Below are 21,586 nucleotides of genomic sequence, written 5' to 3'. Positions count from 1 at the left end.
GGAGCTACTTATGCGCGAAGCGTTGAATCAAGGCCTGATCGACTTCCTCAAGGCCTCTCCCACCCCCTTTCATGCCACTGCTGCCCTGGCCCAACGCCTGGAAGCCGCCGGTTTCCAGCGCCTTGACGAGCGCGAGACCTGGACCACCGAGGCCAACGGTCGCTATTACGTAACCCGTAACGACTCCTCGATCATCGCGTTCAAGATGGGTCGCCAATCGCCCCTGCATGACGGCATCCGCCTGGTGGGCGCCCATACCGACAGCCCGTGCCTGCGGGTCAAGCCGCAACCCGAGCTGCAACGCCAGGGTTTCTGGCAACTGGGTGTGGAAGTCTACGGTGGCGCATTGCTGGCGCCGTGGTTCGACCGCGACCTGTCCCTGGCCGGGCGCGTGACGTTCCGCCGTGACGGCAAGGTCGAAAGCCAGTTGATCGACTTCAAGTTGCCGATCGCCATTATCCCCAACCTGGCCATCCACCTGAACCGGGAAGCCAACCAGGGCTGGGCGATCAACGCCCAGACCGAACTGCCACCGATCCTCGCGCAGTTTGCCGGTGACGAGCGCGTGGACTTCCGCGCCGTGCTCACCGACCAACTGGCCCGCGAACATGGCCTGAACGCCGACGTGGTGCTCGACTACGAGTTGAGTTTCTACGACACCCAAGGCGCCGCCGTGATTGGCCTGCATGGCGACTTTATCGCCGGTGCACGCCTGGACAACCTGCTGTCGTGCTACGCCGGCCTGCAAGCCCTGCTCACCAGCGAGACCGACGAAACCTGTGTGCTGGTGTGTACCGACCACGAAGAAGTCGGCTCCTGCTCGGCTTGCGGTGCCGACGGCCCGATGCTGGAGCAGACCTTGCGCCGCCTGCTGCCTGAAGGTGATGAGTTTGTACGTACGATTCAGAAATCACTGCTGGTCTCTGCCGACAATGCCCACGGCATCCACCCCAACTACGCCGACAAGCATGACGCCAACCACGGCCCCAAACTCAATGCCGGCCCGGTGATCAAGGTCAACAGCAACCAGCGCTACGCCACCAACAGCGAAACCGCCGGGTTCTTCCGCCACCTGTGCATGGCCGAAGAAGTGCCGGTGCAGAGCTTCGTGGTGCGCAGCGACATGGGCTGCGGCTCGACCATCGGCCCGATCACCGCCAGCCACCTTGGCGTGCGTACCGTGGACATCGGCCTGCCGACATTCGCCATGCACTCGATCCGCGAGCTGTGCGGCAGCCATGACCTGGCGCACCTGGTGAAGGTGTTGAGTGCGTTCTATGCGAGCCGTGACCTGCCCTGAGGTCGGCGGCGCTGCCAATCGCGGGCAAGCCCGCTCCTACAGAAGACTGCGGTCAAAATGTGGGAGCGGGCTTGCCCGCGATGGCGATTTCGACTGCACTTCATCTCTATCTGACACACATCAAGGCACCCTGCACCAAACACGCCTAGACTGGTAATCATCTTCCAACGACAAGGCCGTCCCCACCATGATCCCGATGTCCGCCTTCCACGCCATGCTCATCCCCATCCTCGCGGGCATGATCCTGCTGGCCGTTGGCTTCAACTTCCGCGACAAGAACCTCGGTGTGTTTGGCATGTGGGTCGGCATGCTGCTGATCCTCGGCACCATCGTCTTCCGGATCCTCGCCAAACTGGCCGAATAGACAAATGCACTCGCATTGGGCATAGCGCCCTCGTACACTCGGTCGATCTGTCGTTTTCAAGGTTGACCGCCTCGTGCTTGCCCGTCTGTTTGCCCTGCCGTACTGCCTGCTCCTGTGTCTGCTGACCCTGCTGCCCATCGCCCCTGCCCAGGCGGTCGGCCTGCCCGGCATCCTCGGCAGCTCCTCCAAGGCCCAGCCGCAGGCCGATGTGCCGTTGGGGCAGTCCCTGGACGAGGTGATCAAGAACCTGGAAAACGACCAGCAGCGCGCCAAGCTGCTGGCCGACCTGAAAAAACTGCGCGAAGCCACGAAAAAGGCCCAGCCCGCCGCCGAGCAAGGGGTACTGGGCTTGATCGGCGGGACCCTGGCCAGCCTGGAGCAACAGCTGTCCGGCACTGACAGCCCGCTCAATCGCTGGTCTGCCGAATTCGAGCAGGCTAAGTCCGAGTTTTCCGCGTTGATGCTGCCGGCCAGCGAATGGCTGCCGATCATCTTCGGTTTTGCCGTGATTTTGATGCTCTGGAGCCTGCTGGCTGCCGCGCTGATCTGGCTCGGTCACTGGGTACGCCTGCGCTTTGGCCTCAGTGAAGAATTGCCACAACACCCCAAGACCTGGGACATGCTGCGCTTTGCCTTGCGCAAGCTAGGGCCCTGGCTGATTGCCTTGGTGATCACGGTCTATATGAGTTACGCCCTGCCCTCATCCCTGGGCAAATCCCTGGCCATGGTGCTGGCGTACGCGCTGGTGGTCGGCACCTGTTTCTCGGCGATCTGCGTCATTGCCTTCTCTGTACTCGACGGCCCGCACCGCCACCGGGCGCTGTATATCCTGCGCCACCAGGCTTTTCGCCCGCTGTGGCTGATCGGCAGTTTTGCCGCCTTTGGCGAGGCGCTGAGCGACCCGCGCCTGACCGAAGCCCTGGGGATCCACCTCGCGCACAGCGCGGCGACGGTCGCCAATGTACTGGCCGCGCTGTCCACCGGCGTGTTCATCCTGCGTTTCCGTCGCCCCATCGCCCACCTGATCCGCAACCAGCCGCTGTCGCGGCGCCTGACCCGCCGTGCGCTGACGGATACCCTGTCGATCATCGGCACCTTCTGGTATTTGCCGGCACTGTTGCTGGTGGGTATTTCGCTGTTTGCCACCTTTGTTTCCGCCGGCGACACCAGCACCGCGCTGCGCCAGTCGCTGTTTTGCACGGTGTTGCTGGTGTTGTGCATGGTGATCAATGGCCTGGTGCGCCGCCAGGCCCTCAAGCCGCAACGCGGGCACAAGCGTCATGCGCTGTATTCCGAGCGGCTGAAAAGCTTCTTCTACACCCTGGTCCACCTGTTGGTATGGCTGGTATTTATCGAGCTGGGCCTGCGCGTCTGGGGCTGGTCGCTGATCCGCTTTACCGAAGGCGACGGGCATGAAATCAGCGTCAAGCTGTTTGGCCTGGCCGGTACGCTGCTGTTTTCGTGGCTGATCTGGATCCTCGCCGATACCGCGATCCATCACGCCCTCACCCGCTCACGCAAAGGCCTGGCCAACGCGCGGGCGCAGACCATGATGCCGTTGATCCGTAACGTGCTGTTCGTGACGATCTTTATCATCGCCGCCATCGTCGCCCTGGCGAACATGGGCATGAACGTCACGCCCCTGCTGGCCGGTGCCGGTGTGATCGGCCTGGCCATCGGCTTTGGTGCGCAGTCCCTGGTGGCGGACTTGATCACCGGCCTGTTCATCATCATCGAAGACTCCCTGGCCATCGATGACTACGTGGACGTCGGCGGCCACCTGGGTACCGTCGAAGGCCTGACCATCCGCACCGTGCGCCTGCGTGACATCGACGGCATCGTCCATACCATCCCGTTCAGCGAGATCAAGAGCATCAAGAACTACTCGCGGGAATTCGGCTACGCGATTTTCCGCGTCGCGGTACCCGCCAGCATGGACATCGACACCGCGATCAAGCTGATGCGCGATGTGGGGCAGAAAATGCGCGCCGACCCGCTGCAACGTCGCAATATCTGGTCGCCCCTGGAGTTCCAGGGTGTGGAGAGTTTCGAGTCCGGCAACGCCATCCTGCGCGCACGCTTCAAGACCGCGCCGATCAAGCAGTGGGAGGTGTCGCGGGCGTTCAACCTGTCGCTCAAGCGGCATCTGGACGAGGCCGGCATGGACCTGGCAATGCCGCGCTTGAGTGTGCAGGTGGTGACGGCGGCGAGTGGCCCGCAGGACACTCAGGTCACATCCACCCCCACATGAATCGCATCATGGCGCCAGAACTCCAGGTCGCAGTCGATCAGCCGCTCATGTTGATCGTAGTTGACCCGGGCGATCCGCAGCCCGGGGCTGCCTACCGAGACTTTCAGGGCCGCTGCCGCTTCTACCTGCAATGAAGTCGGCACAATCTCGAAGCGTACACGCCCGTAATGCAGGTCGTACTTGCGGGCATACAACTCGGTCATCGATTCATTCAAGTCACACGCCAGGATCCCCGGGAAATACTGGGGATTGAGGTAGTGCTCGACATACAGCACCAATCGCCCATCAATCCGTCGCCTGCGGCAGATCTGGATCACGCTGGACAGGGCCGGCAGTTGCAACCAGGCGCAGACTGCCGCCGACGCCGGTTGCAGGCGTGCCGAGATGACCTCGGTAGACGGCACCCGGCCCTGGGCGCTGACCATGGCGTGGAAGTGGCTGCGCTGCATCAGGTTGTAGGCCAGACGGGGCGGCGAGACAAACCAGCCGCGGCGTTCTTCGCGGTAGATCTGGCCCTGGGCCTCCAATTGCAGCAAGGCTTCGCGCACCGTTATCCGGGTGGTACCAAACAACTCACTGAGTTTGCGCTCGGCCGGCAATTTGCTCGCAGGCGTCAATAAGCCGTGGCTGATCTGCTCTTGCAGCGCCTGGCCAATGGCTGTCACCGCTTTGGTTGCCTCATCACGCATCAACGTTACCTATCTGGACTAGGCCAGCACTGTTTGGGTGCGCCAAATGCCCCTGGAATGGGCGGCGGTCATTGCGTGCAGCCTAGGCATCACACATGACCGACAGATGACAGCGCCTTGTGACGCTGCCTCAAACGCCCTGCAATACATCGGCCAAGTCCAGGAAATACGGGGTCCATACCTTGGTCTACGCTTACCCGGCAGGCGCCTGCGCAGGCGTTATAAAAACGACATCGACATGAAACTGTCATCCAGCGCGCCTAAATTGGCTCGTGTATTGCTGACCTAGACCAAACCAACCGCGCATCATAAAAAACGCAGCGTTGAAAACGCCCAAAGGAGCTTCGGATGAAACAGCTTTTCCTGGCATCACTGTTAGGCTCGACCATTGCCATGTGCACCGCCGCCATGGCCGCTGACACCGACTTGAAAACCCTGGAGGCTGCCGCCAAGGCAGAAGGCGCTGTGAACAGCGTCGGCATGCCCGATGACTGGGCCAACTGGCGCGGCACCTGGGAAGACCTGGCGGCCAAGTACGGCCTCAAGCACATCGATACCGATATGAGCTCGGCCCAGGAAATCGCCAAGTTCGCCGCAGAAAAAGACAATGCCAGCGCCGATATCGGTGACGTGGGCGCAGCCTTTGGCCCGATTGCGGTCAAGCAGGGCGTGACCCAACCCTACAAGCCAAGCACCTGGGAGCAGATCCCGGCCTGGGCCAAGGACAAGGACGGCAACTGGGCACTGGCCTACACCGGCACCATCGCGTTTATCGTCAACAAAAAGCTGCTGCACGGTTCCGAAGTCCCGACCAAGTGGGCTGACCTGAAGACCGGCAAGTACAAGGTCTCGATTGGTGACGTGAGCACCGCCGCCCAGGCCGCCAACGGTGTGCTGGCCGCAGCCCTGGCCAACGGTGGCGACGAAAAGAACATCCAGCCGGCGCTGCTGATGTTCGCCGAGATTGCCAAGCAGGGACGGATCTCCCTGGCCAACCCGACCATCGCCACCATGGAAAAAGGTGAAGTGGAAGTAGGCGTGGTCTGGGACTTCAACGGCCTGAGCTACAAGGCCAAGATGGCCAACCCGGATGATTATGTGGTGCTGATCCCATCGGATGGCTCGGTGATTTCCGGCTACACCACCATCATCAACAAATACGCCAAGCACCCCAACGCCGCCAAACTGACCCGCGAATACATCTTCAGTGATGCCGGGCAGATCAACCTGGCCAAGGGCAATGCGCGGCCGATCCGTGCCGAACACCTGACCCTGCCCCCAGAAGTCCAGGCCAAGCTGCTGCCCAACGAGCAGTACAAGGGCGTGACCCCGATCAAGGACGCCGATGCCTGGGAGAAGACCTCCAAGGCGCTGCCGCAGAAGTGGCAGGAAGAAGTCATTATCAATATGCAGTAAGCCCAGTACCCACATTGGAAATCCACTGGAAACCCAATGTGGGAACAGGCTTGTGTGGGAGCGGGCAAGCCCGCTCCCACCGTTTTGACCCTGTTCCTCCAGACATACCGATGTTTACTGTTGCGGAGCCCCTATGAAGCACAACGTCATCCTTGTGGTGCTCGACGGTCTGAACTACGAGGTCGCCCGGCATGCCATGGGGCATCTCCAGGCCTACGTCGGCGCAGGACGCGCAGCGCTATACAAGCTGGAATGCGAATTGCCCGCCCTCTCCCGCCCGCTGTACGAATGCATCCTCACCGGCGTAGCGCCGATCGACAGCGGCATCGTCCACAACCACGTCTCGCGCCTGTCCACCCAGCGCAGCATTTTCCATTACGCCACGGATGCCGGCCTGAGCACCGCAGCGGCGGCTTACCACTGGGTCAGCGAGCTGTATAACCGCTCGCCCTTCAGCGCAGCCCGCGACCGGCATACCGATGACGAGGCCCTGGCGATCCAGCACGGGCATTTCTACTGGAGCGATCATTACCCGGACGCCCACCTGTTTGCCGATGCCGAAAGCCTGCGCCTCAAGCACGCGCCGAACTTTTTGCTGGTACACCCGATGAATATCGACGACGCCGGCCACAAGCACGGCCTCGACACCCCGCAATACCGCAACAGCGCCCGCTCGGCCGACATCATCCTGGCCGACTACCTGCAAGGCTGGCTCGATGCCGGTTACCAGGTGCTGGTCACCGCCGACCACGGCATGAACAACGACCGTTCGCACAACGGCCTGCTGGCGGAAGAGCGCGAAGTACCGCTGTTTGTCCTCGGCAATGCGTTCAGCCTCGACCCCAAGGCCCAGCCCAAGCAAACCGAAATCTGCGGCACCGTTTGCGCCCTGCTTGGCGTGGCCCACGACAAACCTGTCTGCCAGGAGCTGTTGAAGTGAATTCAGTAATCCGTGGCAAATGGCTGGCCGCCCTGTGCCTGGTGCCCTTCGCCCTGTTCTTTATCGTGTTCCAGATCGCGCCGCTGTTCTGGGTGATGGTCAACAGCCTGCAATCGGAAGAGTTCGGCTGGGGGCTGGCCAACTTCAGCAAGATCTTCAGCTCGAAGTTCTACGTGCAGGCAATCAAGCACAGCCTGGAGATCAGTTTCTACTCCAGCATCTTCGGCATCATCATCGCGTTGCTGGGCAGCTATTCCCTGCGCAAGGTGGATTCGCCGCTGCGCAACTTCGTCACTGCGTTTGCCAACATGACCAGCAACTTCTCCGGCGTGCCCCTGGCCTTTGCCTTCATCATCCTGCTGGGGTTCAACGGCAGCATCACCATCATGCTCAAGCAGGCCGGAATCATTCAGGACTTCAACCTGTATTCCAAGACCGGCCTGATCATCCTGTACACCTACTTCCAGATCCCCCTGGGCGTGTTGCTGCTGTACCCGGCCTTCGATGCCCTGCGCGAAGACTGGCGCGAATCCGCCGCTTTGCTGGGGGCCAATGGCTGGCAGTACTGGCGGCATATCGGCCTGCCGGTGCTGACCCCGGCGCTGCTGGGCACCTTCGTGATCCTGGTGGCCAATGCCCTGGGCGCCTACGCCACGGTCTATGCGTTGACCACCGGCAACTTCAACGTGCTGCCGATCCGCATCGCGGCGATGGTTTCCGGCGATATTTCCCTGGACCCGAACATGGCCAGCGCCCTGGCCGTGATCCTGGTGGCGCTGATGACCGTGGTCACCGTGGTCCATCAACTGCTGCTCAAGAGGAGCTACCATGTCTCGCGCTGAAGCCAGCCCCGTCGCCCTCTATCATCGCGTGGTGGTGTACCTGCTGTTCGCAATCCTGGTGCTGCCGTTGATTGGCACCCTGGTGTATTCCCTCGCCAGCAGTTGGTCGGCAACCATCCTGCCCTCAGGCTTTACCTTAAAATGGTATGTGCAACTGTGGAGCGACCCGCGCTTCCTGCACGCCTTTGGCCAGTCATTGCTGGTCTGCGTCGGCGCGCTGATCCTGTCGGTGGTGCTGATCCTGCCGCTGCTGTTCGTGGTGCATTACCACTTTCCCAAGCTCGACGCGCTGATGAACATCCTGATCCTGCTGCCCTTCGCGGTGCCGCCGGTGGTGTCGTCGGTGGGGCTGTTGCAGTTATACGGCTCGGGGCCACTGGCGATGGTCGGCACGCCGTGGATCCTGATTGGCTGCTACTTCACCGTGGCGCTGCCGTTCATGTACCGCGCGATCACCAACAACCTGCAAGCGATCAACCTGCGCGACTTGATGGATGCCGCCCAACTGCTCGGCGCCAGCACCTGGCAGGCGGCGATCCTGGTGGTGTTGCCTAACCTGCGCAAGGGCCTGATGGTGGCGTTGCTGCTGTCGTTCTCGTTCCTGTTCGGCGAGTTTGTGTTCGCCAATATCCTCGTCGGCACACGCTACGAGACCTTGCAGGTGTACCTCAACAACATGCGCAACAGCAGCGGCCACTTCACCAGCGCCGTGGTTATTTCCTATTTCCTTTTCGTGCTGCTGCTCACCTGGGCCGCCAACCTCTTGAACAAGGACAAAAGCCAATGAGCTTCGTCAGCGTCCAGCACCTGCAAAAAAGCTATGCCGCCACCCCGGTGTTCAGCGATATCAATTGCGAGATCGCCAAGGGCGAATTCGTCACCCTCCTCGGCCCATCCGGTTGCGGCAAGTCCACGCTGCTGCGCTGCATCGCCGGCCTGACGCCGGTGGACAGCGGGCAGATCCTGCTGGACGGCCAGGACATCGTTCCTGTTAGCCCGCAGAAGCGCCATATCGGCATGGTGTTCCAGAGCTACGCGCTGTTCCCCAACATGACCGTGGAGCAAAACGTCGCCTTCGGCCTGCGTATGCAGAAGGTCAACAGCGACGACAGCCATAAGCGTGTCCAGGAAGTGCTGCAACTGGTCGAACTCAAGGATCTGGCCGGGCGCTACCCGCACCAGATGTCCGGCGGACAGTGCCAACGCGTCGCCCTCGCCCGCTCCCTGGTCACCCGGCCGCGCCTGTTGCTGCTCGATGAGCCGCTGTCGGCGCTGGACGCACGGATTCGCAAGCACCTGCGCGAACAGATCCGCCAGATCCAGCGTGAACTGGGGCTGACCACGATTTTCGTGACCCATGACCAGGAAGAAGCCCTGGTCATGTCCGACCGCATCTTCCTGATGAACCAGGGCAAGATTGTGCAGAGCGGCGACGCCGAAACCCTGTACACCGCCCCCGTGGACGCCTTCGCGGCCGGTTTTATCGGCAACTACAACCTGCTGGACGCCGAGCAGGCCAGCAAGCTGTTGCAGCGCCCGGTCAGCAGCCGCATTGCGATTCGCCCCGAATCCATCGAACTGAACCACAGCGGTGAACTGGACGCCCTGGTCCGCAGCCATAGCCTGCTGGGCAATGTGATCCGCTATCGGATCGAAGCCCGGGGCGTGGAATTGGTGGTGGACGTACTCAATCGCTCGGCCCAGGATCTGCACGCGGATGGCCAGCGCCTGGCACTTTCTATCGATCCCGCTGCCCTGTGTGAGGTAGCCTGAGGGATGCCGCGTTTATTGAGGAAGCATGACTGATGGCTTTGGTAATTTTTGATCTGGACGACACCCTGATCCACGGCGACTGCGCCACCTTGTGGAGCGAACAGATGGGCCGCCTGGGCTGGGTGGACCCCGACTCGTTCATGCGCAAGAACCATGAACTGATGGCCGCCTACAGCCGGGGCGAACTGGCCATGGAAGAATTCATGGACTTCAGCCTGGAACCGATGATCGGGCGCACCCCGGAAGAAGTCGCCCATCTGGTAGAGCCCTGGGTGGAAGATATTATCGAACCGCTGATCTACAGCGACGCCACCCGGACCATCGCCCGCCACCGCCAGAACGGTGACCGGATCCTGGTGATTTCAGCCTCGGGCACCCATCTGGTCAAGCCGATTGCAGCGCGCATTGGCATCGAGGAAGTACTGGGGATTGAACTGGACGTGGCGCATGGGGTGTACAGCGGCAAGACCGTCGGTGTACTGACCTACCGTGAAGGCAAGATCACCCGGCTGATGCAATGGCTGGAGCAGGCAGGTGAAAGCCTGGAAGGCGCGTACTTCTATTCGGATTCGCGCAATGACTTGCCGCTGTTGAGCAAGGTCGATTACCCACAGGTGGTGAACCCGGATCCTGTGCTGCGGGCCCACGCAGAACAGGCCGGCTGGCCGATCCACCAGTGGACCTGACACCCCTTTTCCTGAATTGAAACCCAATCAAAATGTGGGAGCGGGCTTGCTCGCGAAAGCGGTATGTCAGTTAACAACTATGTCGACTGATCCACCGCTTTCGCGAGCAAGCCCGCTCCCACACTTTTGACCCGGTTTCAATTCGGCATTGGTATTTAAGCCAGGCTTGCGTCGATCACCAACACCAACTTCCCGGAAATCTGGTTGGTCGCCAACTGCGCAAACGCAGCCTCGGCATCCGTGATCGCAAAGGTCTTGGCCAACTGCGGGCTCAACCGCCCTTCGCCAAACAACGGCCACACATGCTGACTCAGATCACTGAACAAATCGGCCTTGAACTGATCATCACGGCTACGCAAGGTCGAGCCCAGCACCTGCACGCGTTTTGCCAGCACCTGCGCCAGGTCCAGTTGGGCCTCGCGCCCGCCCATCAGGCCGATCAACACCCAGCGCCCATCGCGGGCCAGCAGCTTGAGGTTGATCGCGGCGTAATTGCCGCCCACCGGGTCAAGAATCACGTCGAACGGGCCGAAATCGCGCAAGGCCTCGATACCGTCGGTACGTACCACACCGCCCTGGGCGCCGAGGGCTTCGCAATAGGCCAGGCGATCCGCCGAGCCGACGCTGACCCAGCACGGGCTGCCAAACGCCTTGCACAGTTGGATCGCTGCCGAGCCGACACCACTGGCGCCCGCGTGCAACAGTACCTTTTCACCGGGCTTGAGCGCCGCCAACTGGAACAGGTTGAGCCAGGCCGTGCTGTACACCTCCGGCAACGCCGCTGCCTCGGCCAGGGACAAACCCTCCGGCACCGGCAGTACGTGGCGTGCATCCACCACCACTTCTTCGGCCATGCCACCGCCCGCCAGCAGCGCACAGACCCGATCTCCCACCTGCCAGGACGAGCCGGCGCCGACTTCGCTGATGACCCCGGAACACTCCAGGCCCAGCACTTCGCTGGCCCCAGGCGGTGGCGGATAAAGCCCCGCACGTTGTAATAAATCGGCACGATTCAAGCCCGCAGCCGCCACACGAATACGAACTTGTCCTACATCACACATAGGACTTGGGGCCTCAACCCATTCCACATGACCTTCAACGCCTTGCAATGCTTTCACAGTGCCTCCATAGTGAGTCTGGACTGAGCCCGATGCTGTAGCGCCGGGCTTTTTGCATTATGCGACCGGCCCAAATGGAACCGGTAACTTCAAAGACGGCCTAATATGCGTTATCAATTGCCCCCGCGTCGAATCAGCATGAAGCATTTGTTCCCCAGCACCGCCCTCGCTCTTTTCATTGGTCTCGGCCTGTTGCCGCTATCGACCAATACGTTCGCAGCCAACAGCTGGGACAAGCTTCAGCCCGATCGCGACGAGGTGATTGCCAGCCTTAACGTCGTTGAGTTGCTCAAGCGCCACCATTACAGCAAGCCGCCGCTGGACGATGCGCGCTCGGTGATCATCTATGACAGCTACCTCAAGCTGCTGGATCCCTCGCGCAGCTATTTCCTGGCCAGCGATATTGCTGAGTTCGACAAGTGGAAGACCCAGTTCGACGACCTGCTCAAGAGCGGCGACCTGCAGCCTGGCTTCACCATTTACAAGCGCTACCTGGACCGTGTCAAAGCGCGTCTGGACTTCGCTCTGGGTGAGCTGAACAAAGGCGTCGACAAGCTCGACTTCACCCAGAAGGAAACCCTGCTGGTGGATCGCAAGGACGCCCCTTGGCTGACCAGCACCGCCGCCCTGGATGACCTGTGGCGCAAGCGCGTCAAGGATGAAGTCCTGCGCCTGAAGATCGCCGGCAAAGAGCCCAAGGCGATCCAGGAGCTGCTGACCAAGCGCTACAAGAATCAACTGAGCCGCCTGGAGCAGACCCGCGCCGAAGATATTTTCCAGGCCTATATCAACACCTTCGCGATGTCCTACGATCCGCACACCAATTATCTGTCGCCAGATAACGCGGAAAATTTTGATATCAACATGAGTCTGTCCCTCGAAGGCATCGGTGCCGTGCTGCAGAGCGACAACGATCAGGTCAAGATCGTGCGCCTGGTGCCGGCAGGCCCGGCGGACAAGACCAAGCAGGTGGCTCCGGCCGACAAGATCATCGGTGTGGCCCAGGCTGACAAAGAAATGGTCGACGTAGTCGGCTGGCGCCTGGACGAAGTGGTCAAGCTGATCCGTGGGCCGAAAGGCAGCGTGGTGCGCCTGGAAGTGATTCCACACACCAATGCGCCGAACGACCAGACCAGCAAGGTGGTGTCGATCACCCGCGAAGCGGTGAAGCTCGAAGACCAGGCCGTGCAGAAGAAAGTCCTCAACCTCAAGCAGGATGGCAAGGACTACAAGCTGGGCGTGATTGAAATCCCGGCCTTCTACCTGGACTTCAAGGCCTTCCGTGCTGGCGATCCGGACTACAAGAGCACCACTCGCGACGTGAAGAAAATCCTCACCGAGCTTTCCAAAGAGAAAGTTGACGGTGTGGTCATCGACCTACGCAACAACGGTGGCGGCTCCTTGCAGGAAGCCACCGAGCTGACCAGCCTGTTTATCGACAAGGGTCCGACCGTATTGGTGCGCAACGCCGATGGCCGCGTAGATGTGCTGGAAGACGAAAACCCGGGGGCCTTCTATAAAGGGCCGATGGCGTTGCTGGTCAACCGCCTCTCGGCTTCGGCCTCGGAAATTTTTGCCGGGGCGATGCAGGATTACCACCGCGCATTGATCATCGGTGGCCAGACCTTCGGCAAAGGCACGGTGCAGACTATCCAGCCGCTCAACCATGGCGAGCTCAAACTGACGTTGGCCAAGTTCTACCGGGTTTCCGGGCAGAGCACCCAACACCAGGGCGTGCTGCCGGACATTGATTTCCCGTCGATCATCGACACCAAGGAAATCGGCGAAAGCGCCCTGCCCGAAGCCATGCCGTGGGACACCATCCGCCCGGCCATCAAGCCTGCCTCGGACCCCTTCAAGCCGTACCTGGCCCAGCTCAAGACCGAACATGACGCCCGCTCCGCCAAGGATGCCGAGTTCGTGTTTATCCGCGACAAGCTGGCCCTGGCCAAGAAGCTGATGGCCGAGAAGACCGTCAGCCTCAATGAAGTGGACCGTCGTGCGCAGCACACCGACATCGAAAATCAGCAACTGGCCCTGGAGAACATCCGACGCAAGGCCAAGGGTGAAGAAGCCCTCAAGGAGCTGAAGAAAGAAGACGAAGACGCGCTGCCGACTGAACCTGAAAAGACCAAGCCGGAAGATGATGCCTACCTGAGCGAAACCGGGCGGATTCTGCTGGACTACCTGAAAATCAGCAAGACGGTGGCCAAGCAGTAAGTGATGGCAATTTAATGTGAGCGCTCCACGGAGCGTCATCAAATAGACATCATTCTGTCGTGAAATGAAGGACCGGGCGCCCCAGGCACCCGGTCCTTTTTTTTCGACCGGGATCATCATGACCATGACCGAACAGCTGAATGCCCTGGGCTCCATCCTGGCTCAAGGCAGTTTGCACAGCCTGTTCCAACCGATCATTTGCCTCTCCGAACGTCGCATCCTCGGCTACGAAGCCCTGAGCCGCGGCCCGTCCAACAGCCCGTTGCACTCGCCCCTGGCGCTGTTTTCGGTCGCACGCCAGGGCGGGCTTCTCAATGAGTTGGAGATGGCGTGCCGGCAAAGCGCATGTCGGCGCTTCAGCGAGCAACAGTTGCCGGGCAAGCTGTTTCTCAACGTCTCACCGGAATCGTTGCTGGAGACCACCCACCAACCAGGGCGCACCTTGCACATGCTGCGCGACTTCGGCATCGCGCCCAGCCAGGTGGTGATCGAACTCACCGAACAATCCCCAACCGACGACTTCCAACTGCTGCAAACCGCCCTGCATCACTATCGCAACATGGGGTTTTCGATTGCCCTGGATGACTTGGGTGCCGGCTATTCGAGCCTGCGGCTGTGGTCTGAATTGCGCCCCGACTATGTGAAGATCGACCGACACTTTATCGACGGGATCCACCAGGATGCGCTCAAGCGTGAGTTTGTCGGCTCGATCCTGCAAATCGCCAGGGCCTCCCGCGCGCAGGTGATTGCCGAAGGTATCGAGTTGCAGGAAGAGTTGGCGGTATTGACGGAAATGGGTGTGGACCTGATCCAGGGCTACCTGCTGTGTCGTCCCCAGGAGCATCCGCCCCAGGAAGCGCGGTTGATGCTGGCCAGGCCCGACAGCACCAGCGTCTCGCTCAACGAAGAAGCCAGCGACCTTAGCGCCCTGCTCAACGAACAACCCGCCGTGGCCCAGCACACGCCTACCGCCAATGTGCTGGAAGCCTTTCGCCGCCAGGCCAACCTCAACTCCCTGGCGGTGCTGGACGAGCTTGGCCAGCCCATCGGTATCGTGCATCGGCACTCGTTGTCTGATGTGCTGCTCAAGCCGTTTGCCACCGACCTGTTTGCGCGCAAGCCCATCAGCCGCTTGATGAGCGATGACTTCCTGGCCGTGGAGCTGAGCCAGTCGTTGCAACAGGTCAGCCGCCTGCTGACCAGTCGGGCGCGGCAACGGATCGAAGAAGATTTCATCATCACCCAGAACGGCAACTACCTGGGGTTGGGCCGGGTGATCGACGTGCTCAAGTTGATTACCGAGCTGAAAATCCAACAGGCGCGCTACGCCAACCCGCTGACCCTGCTACCGGGCAACGTGCCAATCCAGCAGTGCCTGACACGGCTGTTGCAGCAGCAGCGCGAGTCAGTGATTTGTTATGTGGATATCGACAGTTTCAAGCCGTTCAACGATATCTACGGCTATGGGCGTGGCGATGAAGTGCTGCTGTGCCTGGCACAATGCCTCAACGACCGAGTAGACCCCAGCCGCGACTTTGTCGGGCATATTGGTGGCGATGACTTTTTGCTGGTGCTCGGCGCCCAGGATTGGCGTAAGCGGCTCAACCTGTTGGTGGATGATTTCCAGACCCAGTGCCGGCGCTTCTACCGCAGTGAGCATCTGGAGGCCGGCTGTTTTATCGCCCTGAATCGCCAAGGCCTGCGTCAGGAATTCGCCCTGCTGTCGCTGTCCATTGGCGTGGTGCATCTGCATCCATTGAGCTGTGGCCACCTGGATGCCAGCCAACTGGCCGAATTGGCCTCGCAGGCCAAGCATCACGCCAAGAACGTGGCCGGCTACAGCATCCACGTGATCGACAGCCGCGAACTCCTGTAGGCGCTGGCTTGCCGGCGCCTACAACTGCTCCAGGCGTATCTGCGCCAGCGGATGCCCGGCCTTGGCGGCGATGGTCCACCAACGTGCGGCTTCAGCCGGGTCCGGGGCCTTGCCCAGGCTGCCTGCCAGGCTCAGCACACCGACTTGATAGGCCGCCTTGCCATCGCCTGCCTGCCCCGCCAGGCGCAGCAAGCGCACGCCTTCTTCCCGCGCGCCCAGCCCTTGGCCACGAAAGGTCAGGATATGCCCATAAAAACTTTGTGCATCGACATTGCCCAGGTTGGCCATGCGTGCGAACTGGCCCTCCAGCCAGTGCCAGCCACGGGGCTGACGCACAAACCATGACCAATGAAACAACCGGCGTGCCAGCCAATAGCTGGCATACGCTTTGAGCTTCCAGAACACTCAGGCCTCCGCTGATTCAGGATATTGGTACTCGAACACTCGGACCACTTCCGAGGCATGCCAGGATGCTGCGGCGACACCATCGGAAGGTCCACAGAAACGCCCAAGGCGTTCGACACATTCAAAAAAACCGGTACGCGGCAACCGGCTCGCGCCCTGGCTGATCACCAGGGAACTGCGTAGCGGTTGCTCGGCCTTGGCATCCAGGGCGGCCAGGTGTTCCAGGGCTGCGGTCAGGGTTTGCATCGCCGGCGTCGGAAACTGCAGGCGCTCAAGCAATGCACGATAAGTCAAAAGATGGCGTTGGCGACGGGCCTGATCAAGTTCGTTGAGCAACCCATCCCAATGTTGACGGCTGATGCGCACACTCACGTTTCATCCCTCCAACCAGCAATCCCCAACTCCCAGGCCAGGCTGCGACGGATCGCGGCATCCGGCTGGCGTTCACCACTTTCAATCAAGCCCAGGTAGGACGGGCTGATGCCCACGGTGCGGGCCAATGCCTCAATGGCCAGGCCCTTGGCTTCGCGCAGGTTGCGCAAGTGCGCCAGGGGGCGTAGATCCGTCGCGGTCGCGACGGGAGGGGTCTGTGCAGCAGGAGTGCTTGGTTGCTGCAGGCCGGCGGCTGTTAACAGCGCCTGGTACTGAGCCCATGGCAGAACCGCATATTCGGGTTCGCCATTCCGTGAAATGATCTGTATATCCATGACTGCCCCGTAGGATCACAACACTTACGAAGTAAGTACTTTCCTTAGGAGTGTAATCCTAACAGCCGCAAAGAGCGCAGGGGGATAATCCGCGCCTTCAGTTTTTTTTCGGGTTTTCCTGCTCCAGAAGCTGCGGTGTGGCGGGCAAGCGCTCGACCACCACCAGCTTCTCCGGGCGTTGGCGTTCACGCCAGGCGCGGAAGGCACTCAACTCACCGTCAAGGGACTTCATGACCCAGGCCAGTACCGCGATGTCATCGAGCATGCCGAACATGGGCAAAAAGTCCGGGATCGCATCAATCGGGCTGAGGAAGTACATCAGCCCCGCCACCACCGATATCAGCGCCTTGGGGCTGATCGCCCGGTACTCGCCACGCCAGTAGGCCAGGCACAGCGCCTGGAGCAGCTTGAGGTCGTCCTTGAGCTTGCCCAGGCGGTTACCCTGGCTTGAGCCTTTGGCGGCGACCGCGAACAACAGGGTCGGCAGGCGTCCACGCCCGAGCAGCCGTGCGGCCAATGGCAGGAAGCGGGTGAAATTCCAGGGTGCTTTCATCGTCACTCCAGTTCCAGGCGAGAGAAAAGGTTATCCACACAACTTGTGGATAACCTTGTGAACAGAGGCCATTTTCGCGGCTGAAAGCCACGTAATACAAGGCCTACAGTCAGATCGGGCGTTTTTTGCGCACATAAAAAAATCCCAAGATTTCATTGACTTGGGGTACATCTGCGGCTACCCGTGCCGAGGTATAGCATCAGACTGCTCTAAATCGCAGGCGTTCGTTCGGATTTAACCCACGCCCCTCCACAACCACGGTCAACTGTGGGAGCTGTCGAGCTTTAGCGAAGCGGCGATGGCGGCGGCATTACCAGCAGCAATGTTGCCTGACCCACCGCTATCGCAGCCTCGCCGGGGCTCGACAGCTCCCACACGGATCAAGCCCTGGCCCAGAAACAACAACGCCCCGTATAAACGGGGCGTTGGATGTTCAACTGCTGCTTACTTGGCAGCAGGTGCCTCAGGAGCCTCGGCCTTGGCCGGGTCCTTGATTGCCAGCAGCTCCAGGTCAAAGACCAGTACGGAGTTGGCTGGAATCGCCGGGCTCGGGCTCTGGGCGCCGTAAGCCAGGTCGGACGGGATGTACAACTCAACCTTCTCGCCCACGTGCATCAGTTGCAGGCCTTCGACCCAACCCGGGATCACGCCGCTGACCGGCAGGTCAATCGGGCTGCCGCGATCCACGGAGCTGTCAAAGGTGGTGCCGTTGGTCAGCTTGCCGGTGTAGTGCACAGTCACTACGTCGGTCGGCTTGGGCTGGGCGCCTTCGGCCTTCTTCACGATCTTGTATTGCAGACCGGAAGCGGTGGTGACCACGCCGTCTTTCTTGGCGTTGTCTTCGAGGTATTTCTTGCCGGCGGCTGCCGACTCTTCGCTCATCTTGGTCATGCGCTCTTCAGCACGCTTTTGCAGTGCGGAAAAGGCTTCAACCAGTTCTTCGTCCTTCAGCTTCTGTTCTTTCTTGCCGACGGCATCTTCGATGCCTTGGGCAACTGCCTTGGAGTCCAGGTCATCCATACCTTCCTGAGCCAGGCTTTTGCCCATGTTCAGGCCGATACCGTAGGAAGCTTTCTGCGCCGGGGTTTTCAGCTCTACGCTGGTTTGCGAATCACAACCCGCAAGTACCAGGCTAACCAGGGCCACCGCCGCCGCCAACCGATGCTGTTTCATGCTATTTCCTTGTTCATGCGCCAAAAGGGCATTCGAATAAAGTCGCGAGCTTATCAGGCGGCCACGACCAATGGCTACCGGCATGTGAGCAGGAAACTTCTGATAAGTTCACGTGTTTAAAAGCATTTTCATCTGCGTCAAAGTCCGACGAAGGACAGCAGGCCAGCCGAAAACCGCCGGTGCAGACCGATCATGGCTACTTGCCGCCTGCCTCGCTCGGTGGCATAAGGACGCAACAACTCGACAAGGATAGTTATCTTGCGCATTTTTTCCCGTGTTTTACTCCTGATCCTGTCACTTCTGGGACTGGCGCTGGCCGTGGTGCTCTATTACGTGCTCAACCCGAAGCTGCCGGATTACGTGCCGGTGGACCAGGTGCACTACCAGGACCAATGGACCACCGCCGACCGCCAGGTCTACTACTTCACGCCCCAGGGCACCCAGGTCAAGGGCCTGCGCTATGACTGGTTCACCGCGCTGGAGCTGCCGTTTTCCGAGCAGCGCTTTGCCGAACCGACTTACCTTGCGCGGTTCGGTTTCCTGGTAGACCCGCGGCAACAGGCCACACCCCAGAACCCCGGCAACCTGCCCGCTGGCTTCGCCCGGCACAAGAATGCCGGCAGCAACGCGGAGTTTCTCGATATCACCTGCGCCGCCTGCCACACCGGCGAGTTGCGCTTCAATGGCCAGGCGCTGCGCATCGACGGGGGCGCTGCGCAACACGTGCTGCCCTCCAGCGTGCCGACCCTGCGCGGTGGCAGCTTCGGCCAGGCCCTGGTCGCCAGCCTCGCCGCCACCTATTATAACCCGCTGAAGTTCAGGCGTTTTGCCCACAACGTGCTGGGGGATCAATACGACGCCCAGTACGATCAGTTGCGCCAGGACTTCAAAAAGTCCCTGGACACCTTCCTCAAGGTGGCCTGGAACGATACCCACCGTGGCCTCTACCCCACCGAAGAAGGCCCGGGGCGCACCGACGCCTTCGGTCGTATCGCCAACGCCAGCTTTGGTGATGCCATTTCGCCAGACAACTACCGTATCGCCAACGCGCCGGTGGACTACCCGCAGTTGTGGGACATGTGGACCTTCGACTGGGTGCAATGGAATGGCTCGGCCCAGCAACCCATGGCGCGTAATATCGGCGAGGCGTTGGGCGTGGGCGCGACCCTGGACTTCTTCGACAGCGCCGGCCAGCCGCTCAAGGGCGAGGCGCGCTACCCCTCCAGCGTGCGGGTGCGTGACTTGAACCTGATCGAAGAAACCCTGCAACGGCTCAAACCACCGACCTGGCCTGAAGCGTTGTTCGGTGCCGTGGACAACCCCCTGGCCGCCAGGGGCCGCGCGCTGTTTGCCGAAAACTGCGCCGGCTGCCACGTACCCAGCGTAACCCTGGTCAACGGGCGCCCGGTGCAACAACTGAAAATGCTGCCCGTGGACTACATCGGCACCGACCCCGGCACCGCCAGCAATATTGCCAACCAGCGCTATGACCTCAGCGCCCTGCAATGGGACCCGGCCGAGTTGGCGCAGTTGAATGTCGAGTTGCACCCGACACCGACCGAACCGCTGGACCTGCGCAGCCTGTCTGTGGCCAAGGGCCTGGCTTATGTCACCGCATTTGTCGAAGAACACGCCTACCGCGCCGCCGGCATCACCCCGGCAGAACGCCCGCGCCTGGACGGCTACGGCCTGCCCATCGGCGTGCGCGAACTGTGGGCCTACAAGGCCCGCCCACTGGCCGGCGTGTGGGCCACGCCGCCGTTCCTGCACAATGGCTCGGTGCCTACGCTCTACCAGTTGCTTTCGCCACAGTACGAGCGCAGTCGTACCTTCTATAAAGGCACCTTCGATTACGATCCGCGCCACCTGGGTTATCGCACCGAAGCCTTTAAAAATGCCTTCCTGTTCGATACAAACATCACCGGCAACCACAACAGCGGCCACGAATTTCGCGCAGGCAAGCGTGGCAACGGGGTGATTGGCCGGGGCCTGAAGCCTGAGGAACGCTGGGCGCTGCTCGAATACCTGAAAGTACTGGGCGGCCCGCTGGAGCAGCAACTGCCATGACTTCCCCCTTTCGATACAAGGACCGTTCCATGCTCGCTCGACTATGGTTGCGCCTCGGCGCATTTCTCGGCAAGACACTGTTATGGCTGGTGGGCCTGGGCTTGCTCGGCTGGCTGGCGACCACCCTGTGGTTCGCCTGGCACCACAGCGGCCCGGTGCCTGTAGAGGAACAGATCCCGCCCGGCGAAGCCGCCATGACCCAAGGCATCATTCAGACGGCGGTGCGCATCGTCGACCAGCATCGCGAAGGTACCCGCTACCTGCGTGACGCGCATGCCAAGGCCCACGGCTGCGTGAAGGCACAAGTCAGCGTGCTGCCGGGCCTCGACCCGGCGTTACGCCAGGGCGTGTTCGCTGAACCGGGCAAGACCTGGCAGGCGCTGATGCGCCTGTCCAATGGCAACGCTTACCCACAGTTCGACAGCATCCGCGACGCCCGCGGCATGGCGATCAAACTGCTGGACGTGCCGGGCAAGCAACTGCTGGCCGATCAACAGGCGCGTGCCGAGCAGGACTTTGTGATGTTCAGCCACCCCAACTTTTTCGTCAGCGACGTGGCGGAGTACGCGCAAAATATCGGGGCCCAGGCCGATGGCCAGAAAGCCATGGCGTTTTTCCCCAGCCTAGACCCACGCAGTTGGCAGGTGCGACATCTGTTTATCGCCCTCGCGACGCTGGCGCCGGCTCCGGCCAGCCCGACAGAGGCGACGTACTTTTCAGTATCGCCCTACAAGTTTGGTGCGGCCAACGCCAAGTTCCGCGTTGCGCCTGACCCGCAAAGCTGCCCGTCATACAGCCTGCCGAAACAGAACCAGGACTTGCCGAACTTCTTGCGCAGCGCCTTGAACCAGCAGTTGTCCACCGACCGTATCGACGCCTGTTTTGTGTTGCAGATCCAGCGCCAGAACCCACAGAAATACATGCCTATCGAAGACACCAGCATCGAATGGAAGGAAAGCGACGCGCCCTACGAGAGCGTGGCGAAAATTCGCATTCCGGCGCAGGATTTCGACACCCCTGCACTGAACCTGGCCTGTGACAACCAGTCATTCAACCCGTGGTTTGGCGTGGAGGAACACCGGCCGATTGGTGGGATCAACCGGTTGCGCAAGGCGGTGTATGAGGCGGTGAGTGATTATCGGCATAGCCGTAACACTCCCTGACTAAACCCATAGGAGCTGGCTGGCCAGCGATGACGATCAGGGT

20 protein-coding genes are annotated in these 21,586 nt (G+C 60.9%); 13 read left to right on the top strand and 7 right to left on the bottom strand.

The window, feature by feature from the left end; all coding sequences use genetic code 11:
* Positions 1-10 precede the first annotated feature (10 nt).
* From BLL38_RS24380 to BLL38_RS24375, 3 genes are all read left to right on the top strand, one after another.
* Positions 11-1,300, top strand: coding sequence for a M18 family aminopeptidase (locus BLL38_RS24380; RefSeq protein WP_032863261.1), 1,290 nt, complete (start codon positions 11-13; stop codon positions 1,298-1,300).
* A gap of 187 nt (positions 1,301-1,487) precedes the next feature.
* On the top strand, positions 1,488-1,664 hold the full coding sequence (locus tag BLL38_RS31175; RefSeq protein WP_162843703.1) for a hypothetical protein: 177 nt from the start codon (positions 1,488-1,490) through the stop codon (positions 1,662-1,664).
* Between the two features lie 73 nt (positions 1,665-1,737).
* Positions 1,738-3,915 carry a mechanosensitive ion channel family protein gene (locus BLL38_RS24375; RefSeq protein ID WP_076964628.1) on the top strand — a complete coding sequence of 726 codons (2,178 nt, stop codon included), beginning with the start codon at positions 1,738-1,740 and terminating at the stop codon, positions 3,913-3,915.
* Here the strand turns inward: BLL38_RS24375 and BLL38_RS24370 are convergent.
* Positions 3,891-4,604 (bottom strand): UTRA domain-containing protein, encoded by a 714-nt coding sequence (locus BLL38_RS24370; RefSeq protein WP_076964627.1) that lies wholly within the window; start codon positions 4,602-4,604, stop codon positions 3,891-3,893. The genes BLL38_RS24375 and BLL38_RS24370 overlap by 25 nt on opposite strands.
* A gap of 348 nt (positions 4,605-4,952) precedes the next feature.
* Between BLL38_RS24370 and BLL38_RS24365 the strand changes: the two genes are divergently transcribed.
* From BLL38_RS24365 to BLL38_RS24340, 6 genes are all read left to right on the top strand, one after another.
* Entirely contained in the window at positions 4,953-6,020 is a 1,068-nt protein-coding gene (locus tag BLL38_RS24365) for an ABC transporter substrate-binding protein (RefSeq protein ID WP_076964626.1), read from the top strand.
* A 133-nt stretch (positions 6,021-6,153) separates the two neighbouring features.
* On the top strand, positions 6,154-6,960 hold the full coding sequence (locus BLL38_RS24360) for an alkaline phosphatase family protein (protein ID WP_076964625.1): 807 nt from the start codon (positions 6,154-6,156) through the stop codon (positions 6,958-6,960).
* A complete protein-coding gene (locus BLL38_RS24355) occupies positions 6,957-7,802 on the top strand; it encodes an ABC transporter permease (RefSeq protein WP_032863266.1) in 846 nt (281 codons plus the stop codon). The genes BLL38_RS24360 and BLL38_RS24355 overlap by 4 nt, the downstream gene beginning before the upstream one ends.
* The gene (locus BLL38_RS24350; protein WP_076964624.1) at positions 7,789-8,589 is read left to right on the top strand and encodes an ABC transporter permease; all 801 of its coding nucleotides are present in this window, start codon (positions 7,789-7,791) and stop codon (positions 8,587-8,589) included. The genes BLL38_RS24355 and BLL38_RS24350 overlap by 14 nt, the downstream gene beginning before the upstream one ends.
* Positions 8,586-9,575 (top strand): ABC transporter ATP-binding protein, encoded by a 990-nt coding sequence (locus tag BLL38_RS24345; protein ID WP_076964623.1) that lies wholly within the window; start codon positions 8,586-8,588, stop codon positions 9,573-9,575. The genes BLL38_RS24350 and BLL38_RS24345 overlap by 4 nt, the downstream gene beginning before the upstream one ends.
* 32 nt (positions 9,576-9,607) lie before the next feature.
* Complete coding sequence (locus BLL38_RS24340; protein ID WP_076964622.1) at positions 9,608-10,261, top strand: HAD family hydrolase; 654 nt, start codon at positions 9,608-9,610, stop codon at positions 10,259-10,261.
* 155 nt (positions 10,262-10,416) lie between these two features.
* On the opposite strand, the gene BLL38_RS24335 is transcribed toward BLL38_RS24340, so the two are convergent.
* Entirely contained in the window at positions 10,417-11,379 is a 963-nt protein-coding gene (locus BLL38_RS24335) for a zinc-binding dehydrogenase (RefSeq protein WP_076964621.1), read from the bottom strand.
* 138 nt (positions 11,380-11,517) lie between these two features.
* Here BLL38_RS24335 and BLL38_RS24330 point away from each other — a divergent pair, with 138 nt between their 5' ends.
* Complete coding sequence (locus tag BLL38_RS24330) at positions 11,518-13,599, top strand: carboxy terminal-processing peptidase (protein WP_174553792.1); 2,082 nt, start codon at positions 11,518-11,520, stop codon at positions 13,597-13,599.
* Positions 13,600-13,717: 118 nt separating this feature from the next.
* Positions 13,718-15,475, top strand: a complete 1,758-nt coding sequence (locus BLL38_RS24325) for a bifunctional diguanylate cyclase/phosphodiesterase (protein ID WP_278045936.1) — start codon at positions 13,718-13,720, stop codon at positions 15,473-15,475.
* An 18-nt stretch (positions 15,476-15,493) separates the two neighbouring features.
* On the opposite strand, the gene BLL38_RS24320 is transcribed toward BLL38_RS24325, so the two are convergent.
* The 5 genes from BLL38_RS24320 to bamJ form a co-directional block, all read right to left on the bottom strand.
* Entirely contained in the window at positions 15,494-15,880 is a 387-nt protein-coding gene (locus BLL38_RS24320; protein ID WP_032863273.1) for a tetratricopeptide repeat protein, read from the bottom strand.
* The gene (locus tag BLL38_RS24315; RefSeq protein ID WP_076964618.1) at positions 15,881-16,252 is read right to left on the bottom strand and encodes a hypothetical protein; all 372 of its coding nucleotides are present in this window, start codon (positions 16,250-16,252) and stop codon (positions 15,881-15,883) included.
* The gene (locus BLL38_RS24310; protein WP_076964617.1) at positions 16,249-16,587 is read right to left on the bottom strand and encodes a helix-turn-helix domain-containing protein; all 339 of its coding nucleotides are present in this window, start codon (positions 16,585-16,587) and stop codon (positions 16,249-16,251) included. The genes BLL38_RS24315 and BLL38_RS24310 overlap by 4 nt, the downstream gene beginning before the upstream one ends.
* Positions 16,588-16,684: 97 nt before the next feature.
* Positions 16,685-17,140, bottom strand: coding sequence for a YkvA family protein (locus BLL38_RS24305; RefSeq protein ID WP_076964616.1), 456 nt, complete (start codon positions 17,138-17,140; stop codon positions 16,685-16,687).
* Positions 17,141-17,584: 444 nt separating this feature from the next.
* Complete coding sequence (gene bamJ / locus BLL38_RS24300; RefSeq protein WP_032863277.1) at positions 17,585-18,313, bottom strand: BamJ family beta-barrel-assembly machinery protein; 729 nt, start codon at positions 18,311-18,313, stop codon at positions 17,585-17,587.
* A gap of 258 nt (positions 18,314-18,571) precedes the next feature.
* On the opposite strand from bamJ, the gene BLL38_RS24295 reads away from it, so the two are divergent.
* Both BLL38_RS24295 and BLL38_RS24290 read left to right on the top strand, forming a co-directional pair.
* Positions 18,572-20,380 (top strand): di-heme-cytochrome C peroxidase, encoded by a 1,809-nt coding sequence (locus BLL38_RS24295; protein WP_076964615.1) that lies wholly within the window; start codon positions 18,572-18,574, stop codon positions 20,378-20,380.
* Between the two features lie 29 nt (positions 20,381-20,409).
* Complete coding sequence (locus tag BLL38_RS24290) at positions 20,410-21,543, top strand: catalase family protein (protein WP_076964614.1); 1,134 nt, start codon at positions 20,410-20,412, stop codon at positions 21,541-21,543.
* The last annotated feature ends 43 nt before the right edge of the window (positions 21,544-21,586 follow it).

The organism is Pseudomonas gessardii, assembly GCF_001983165.1.
GTDB lineage: Bacteria > Pseudomonadota > Gammaproteobacteria > Pseudomonadales > Pseudomonadaceae > Aquipseudomonas > Aquipseudomonas gessardii.
The sequence above is the reverse complement of the archived record's forward strand: the minus strand, read 5'-3'. Positions and strand labels throughout refer to the sequence as shown.

What these genes read in the sequence shown, in the direction of transcription:
- BLL38_RS24380 (WP_032863261.1), top strand. Translation starts at nt 11, where the DNA reads ATGCGCGAAGCGTTGAATCAAGGCCTGATCGACTTCCTCAAGGCCTCT.
- BLL38_RS24365 (WP_076964626.1), top strand. Translation starts at nt 4,953, where the DNA reads ATGAAACAGCTTTTCCTGGCATCACTGTTAGGCTCGACCATTGCCATG.
- BLL38_RS24330 (WP_174553792.1), top strand. Translation starts at nt 11,518, where the DNA reads ATGAAGCATTTGTTCCCCAGCACCGCCCTCGCTCTTTTCATTGGTCTC.
- BLL38_RS24310 (WP_076964617.1), bottom strand. Translation starts at nt 16,587, where the DNA reads ATGGATATACAGATCATTTCACGGAATGGCGAACCCGAATATGCGGTT.
- BLL38_RS24345 (WP_076964623.1), top strand. Translation starts at nt 8,586, where the DNA reads ATGAGCTTCGTCAGCGTCCAGCACCTGCAAAAAAGCTATGCCGCCACC.
- bamJ (WP_032863277.1), bottom strand. Translation starts at nt 18,313, where the DNA reads ATGAAACAGCATCGGTTGGCGGCGGCGGTGGCCCTGGTTAGCCTGGTA.
- BLL38_RS24350 (WP_076964624.1), top strand. Translation starts at nt 7,789, where the DNA reads ATGTCTCGCGCTGAAGCCAGCCCCGTCGCCCTCTATCATCGCGTGGTG.
- BLL38_RS24305 (WP_076964616.1), bottom strand. Translation starts at nt 17,140, where the DNA reads ATGAAAGCACCCTGGAATTTCACCCGCTTCCTGCCATTGGCCGCACGG.
- BLL38_RS24360 (WP_076964625.1), top strand. Translation starts at nt 6,154, where the DNA reads ATGAAGCACAACGTCATCCTTGTGGTGCTCGACGGTCTGAACTACGAG.
- BLL38_RS24370 (WP_076964627.1), bottom strand. Translation starts at nt 4,604, where the DNA reads ATGCGTGATGAGGCAACCAAAGCGGTGACAGCCATTGGCCAGGCGCTG.
- BLL38_RS24290 (WP_076964614.1), top strand. Translation starts at nt 20,410, where the DNA reads ATGCTCGCTCGACTATGGTTGCGCCTCGGCGCATTTCTCGGCAAGACA.
- BLL38_RS24325 (WP_278045936.1), top strand. Translation starts at nt 13,718, where the DNA reads ATGACCATGACCGAACAGCTGAATGCCCTGGGCTCCATCCTGGCTCAA.
- BLL38_RS31175 (WP_162843703.1), top strand. Translation starts at nt 1,488, where the DNA reads ATGATCCCGATGTCCGCCTTCCACGCCATGCTCATCCCCATCCTCGCG.
- BLL38_RS24340 (WP_076964622.1), top strand. Translation starts at nt 9,608, where the DNA reads ATGGCTTTGGTAATTTTTGATCTGGACGACACCCTGATCCACGGCGAC.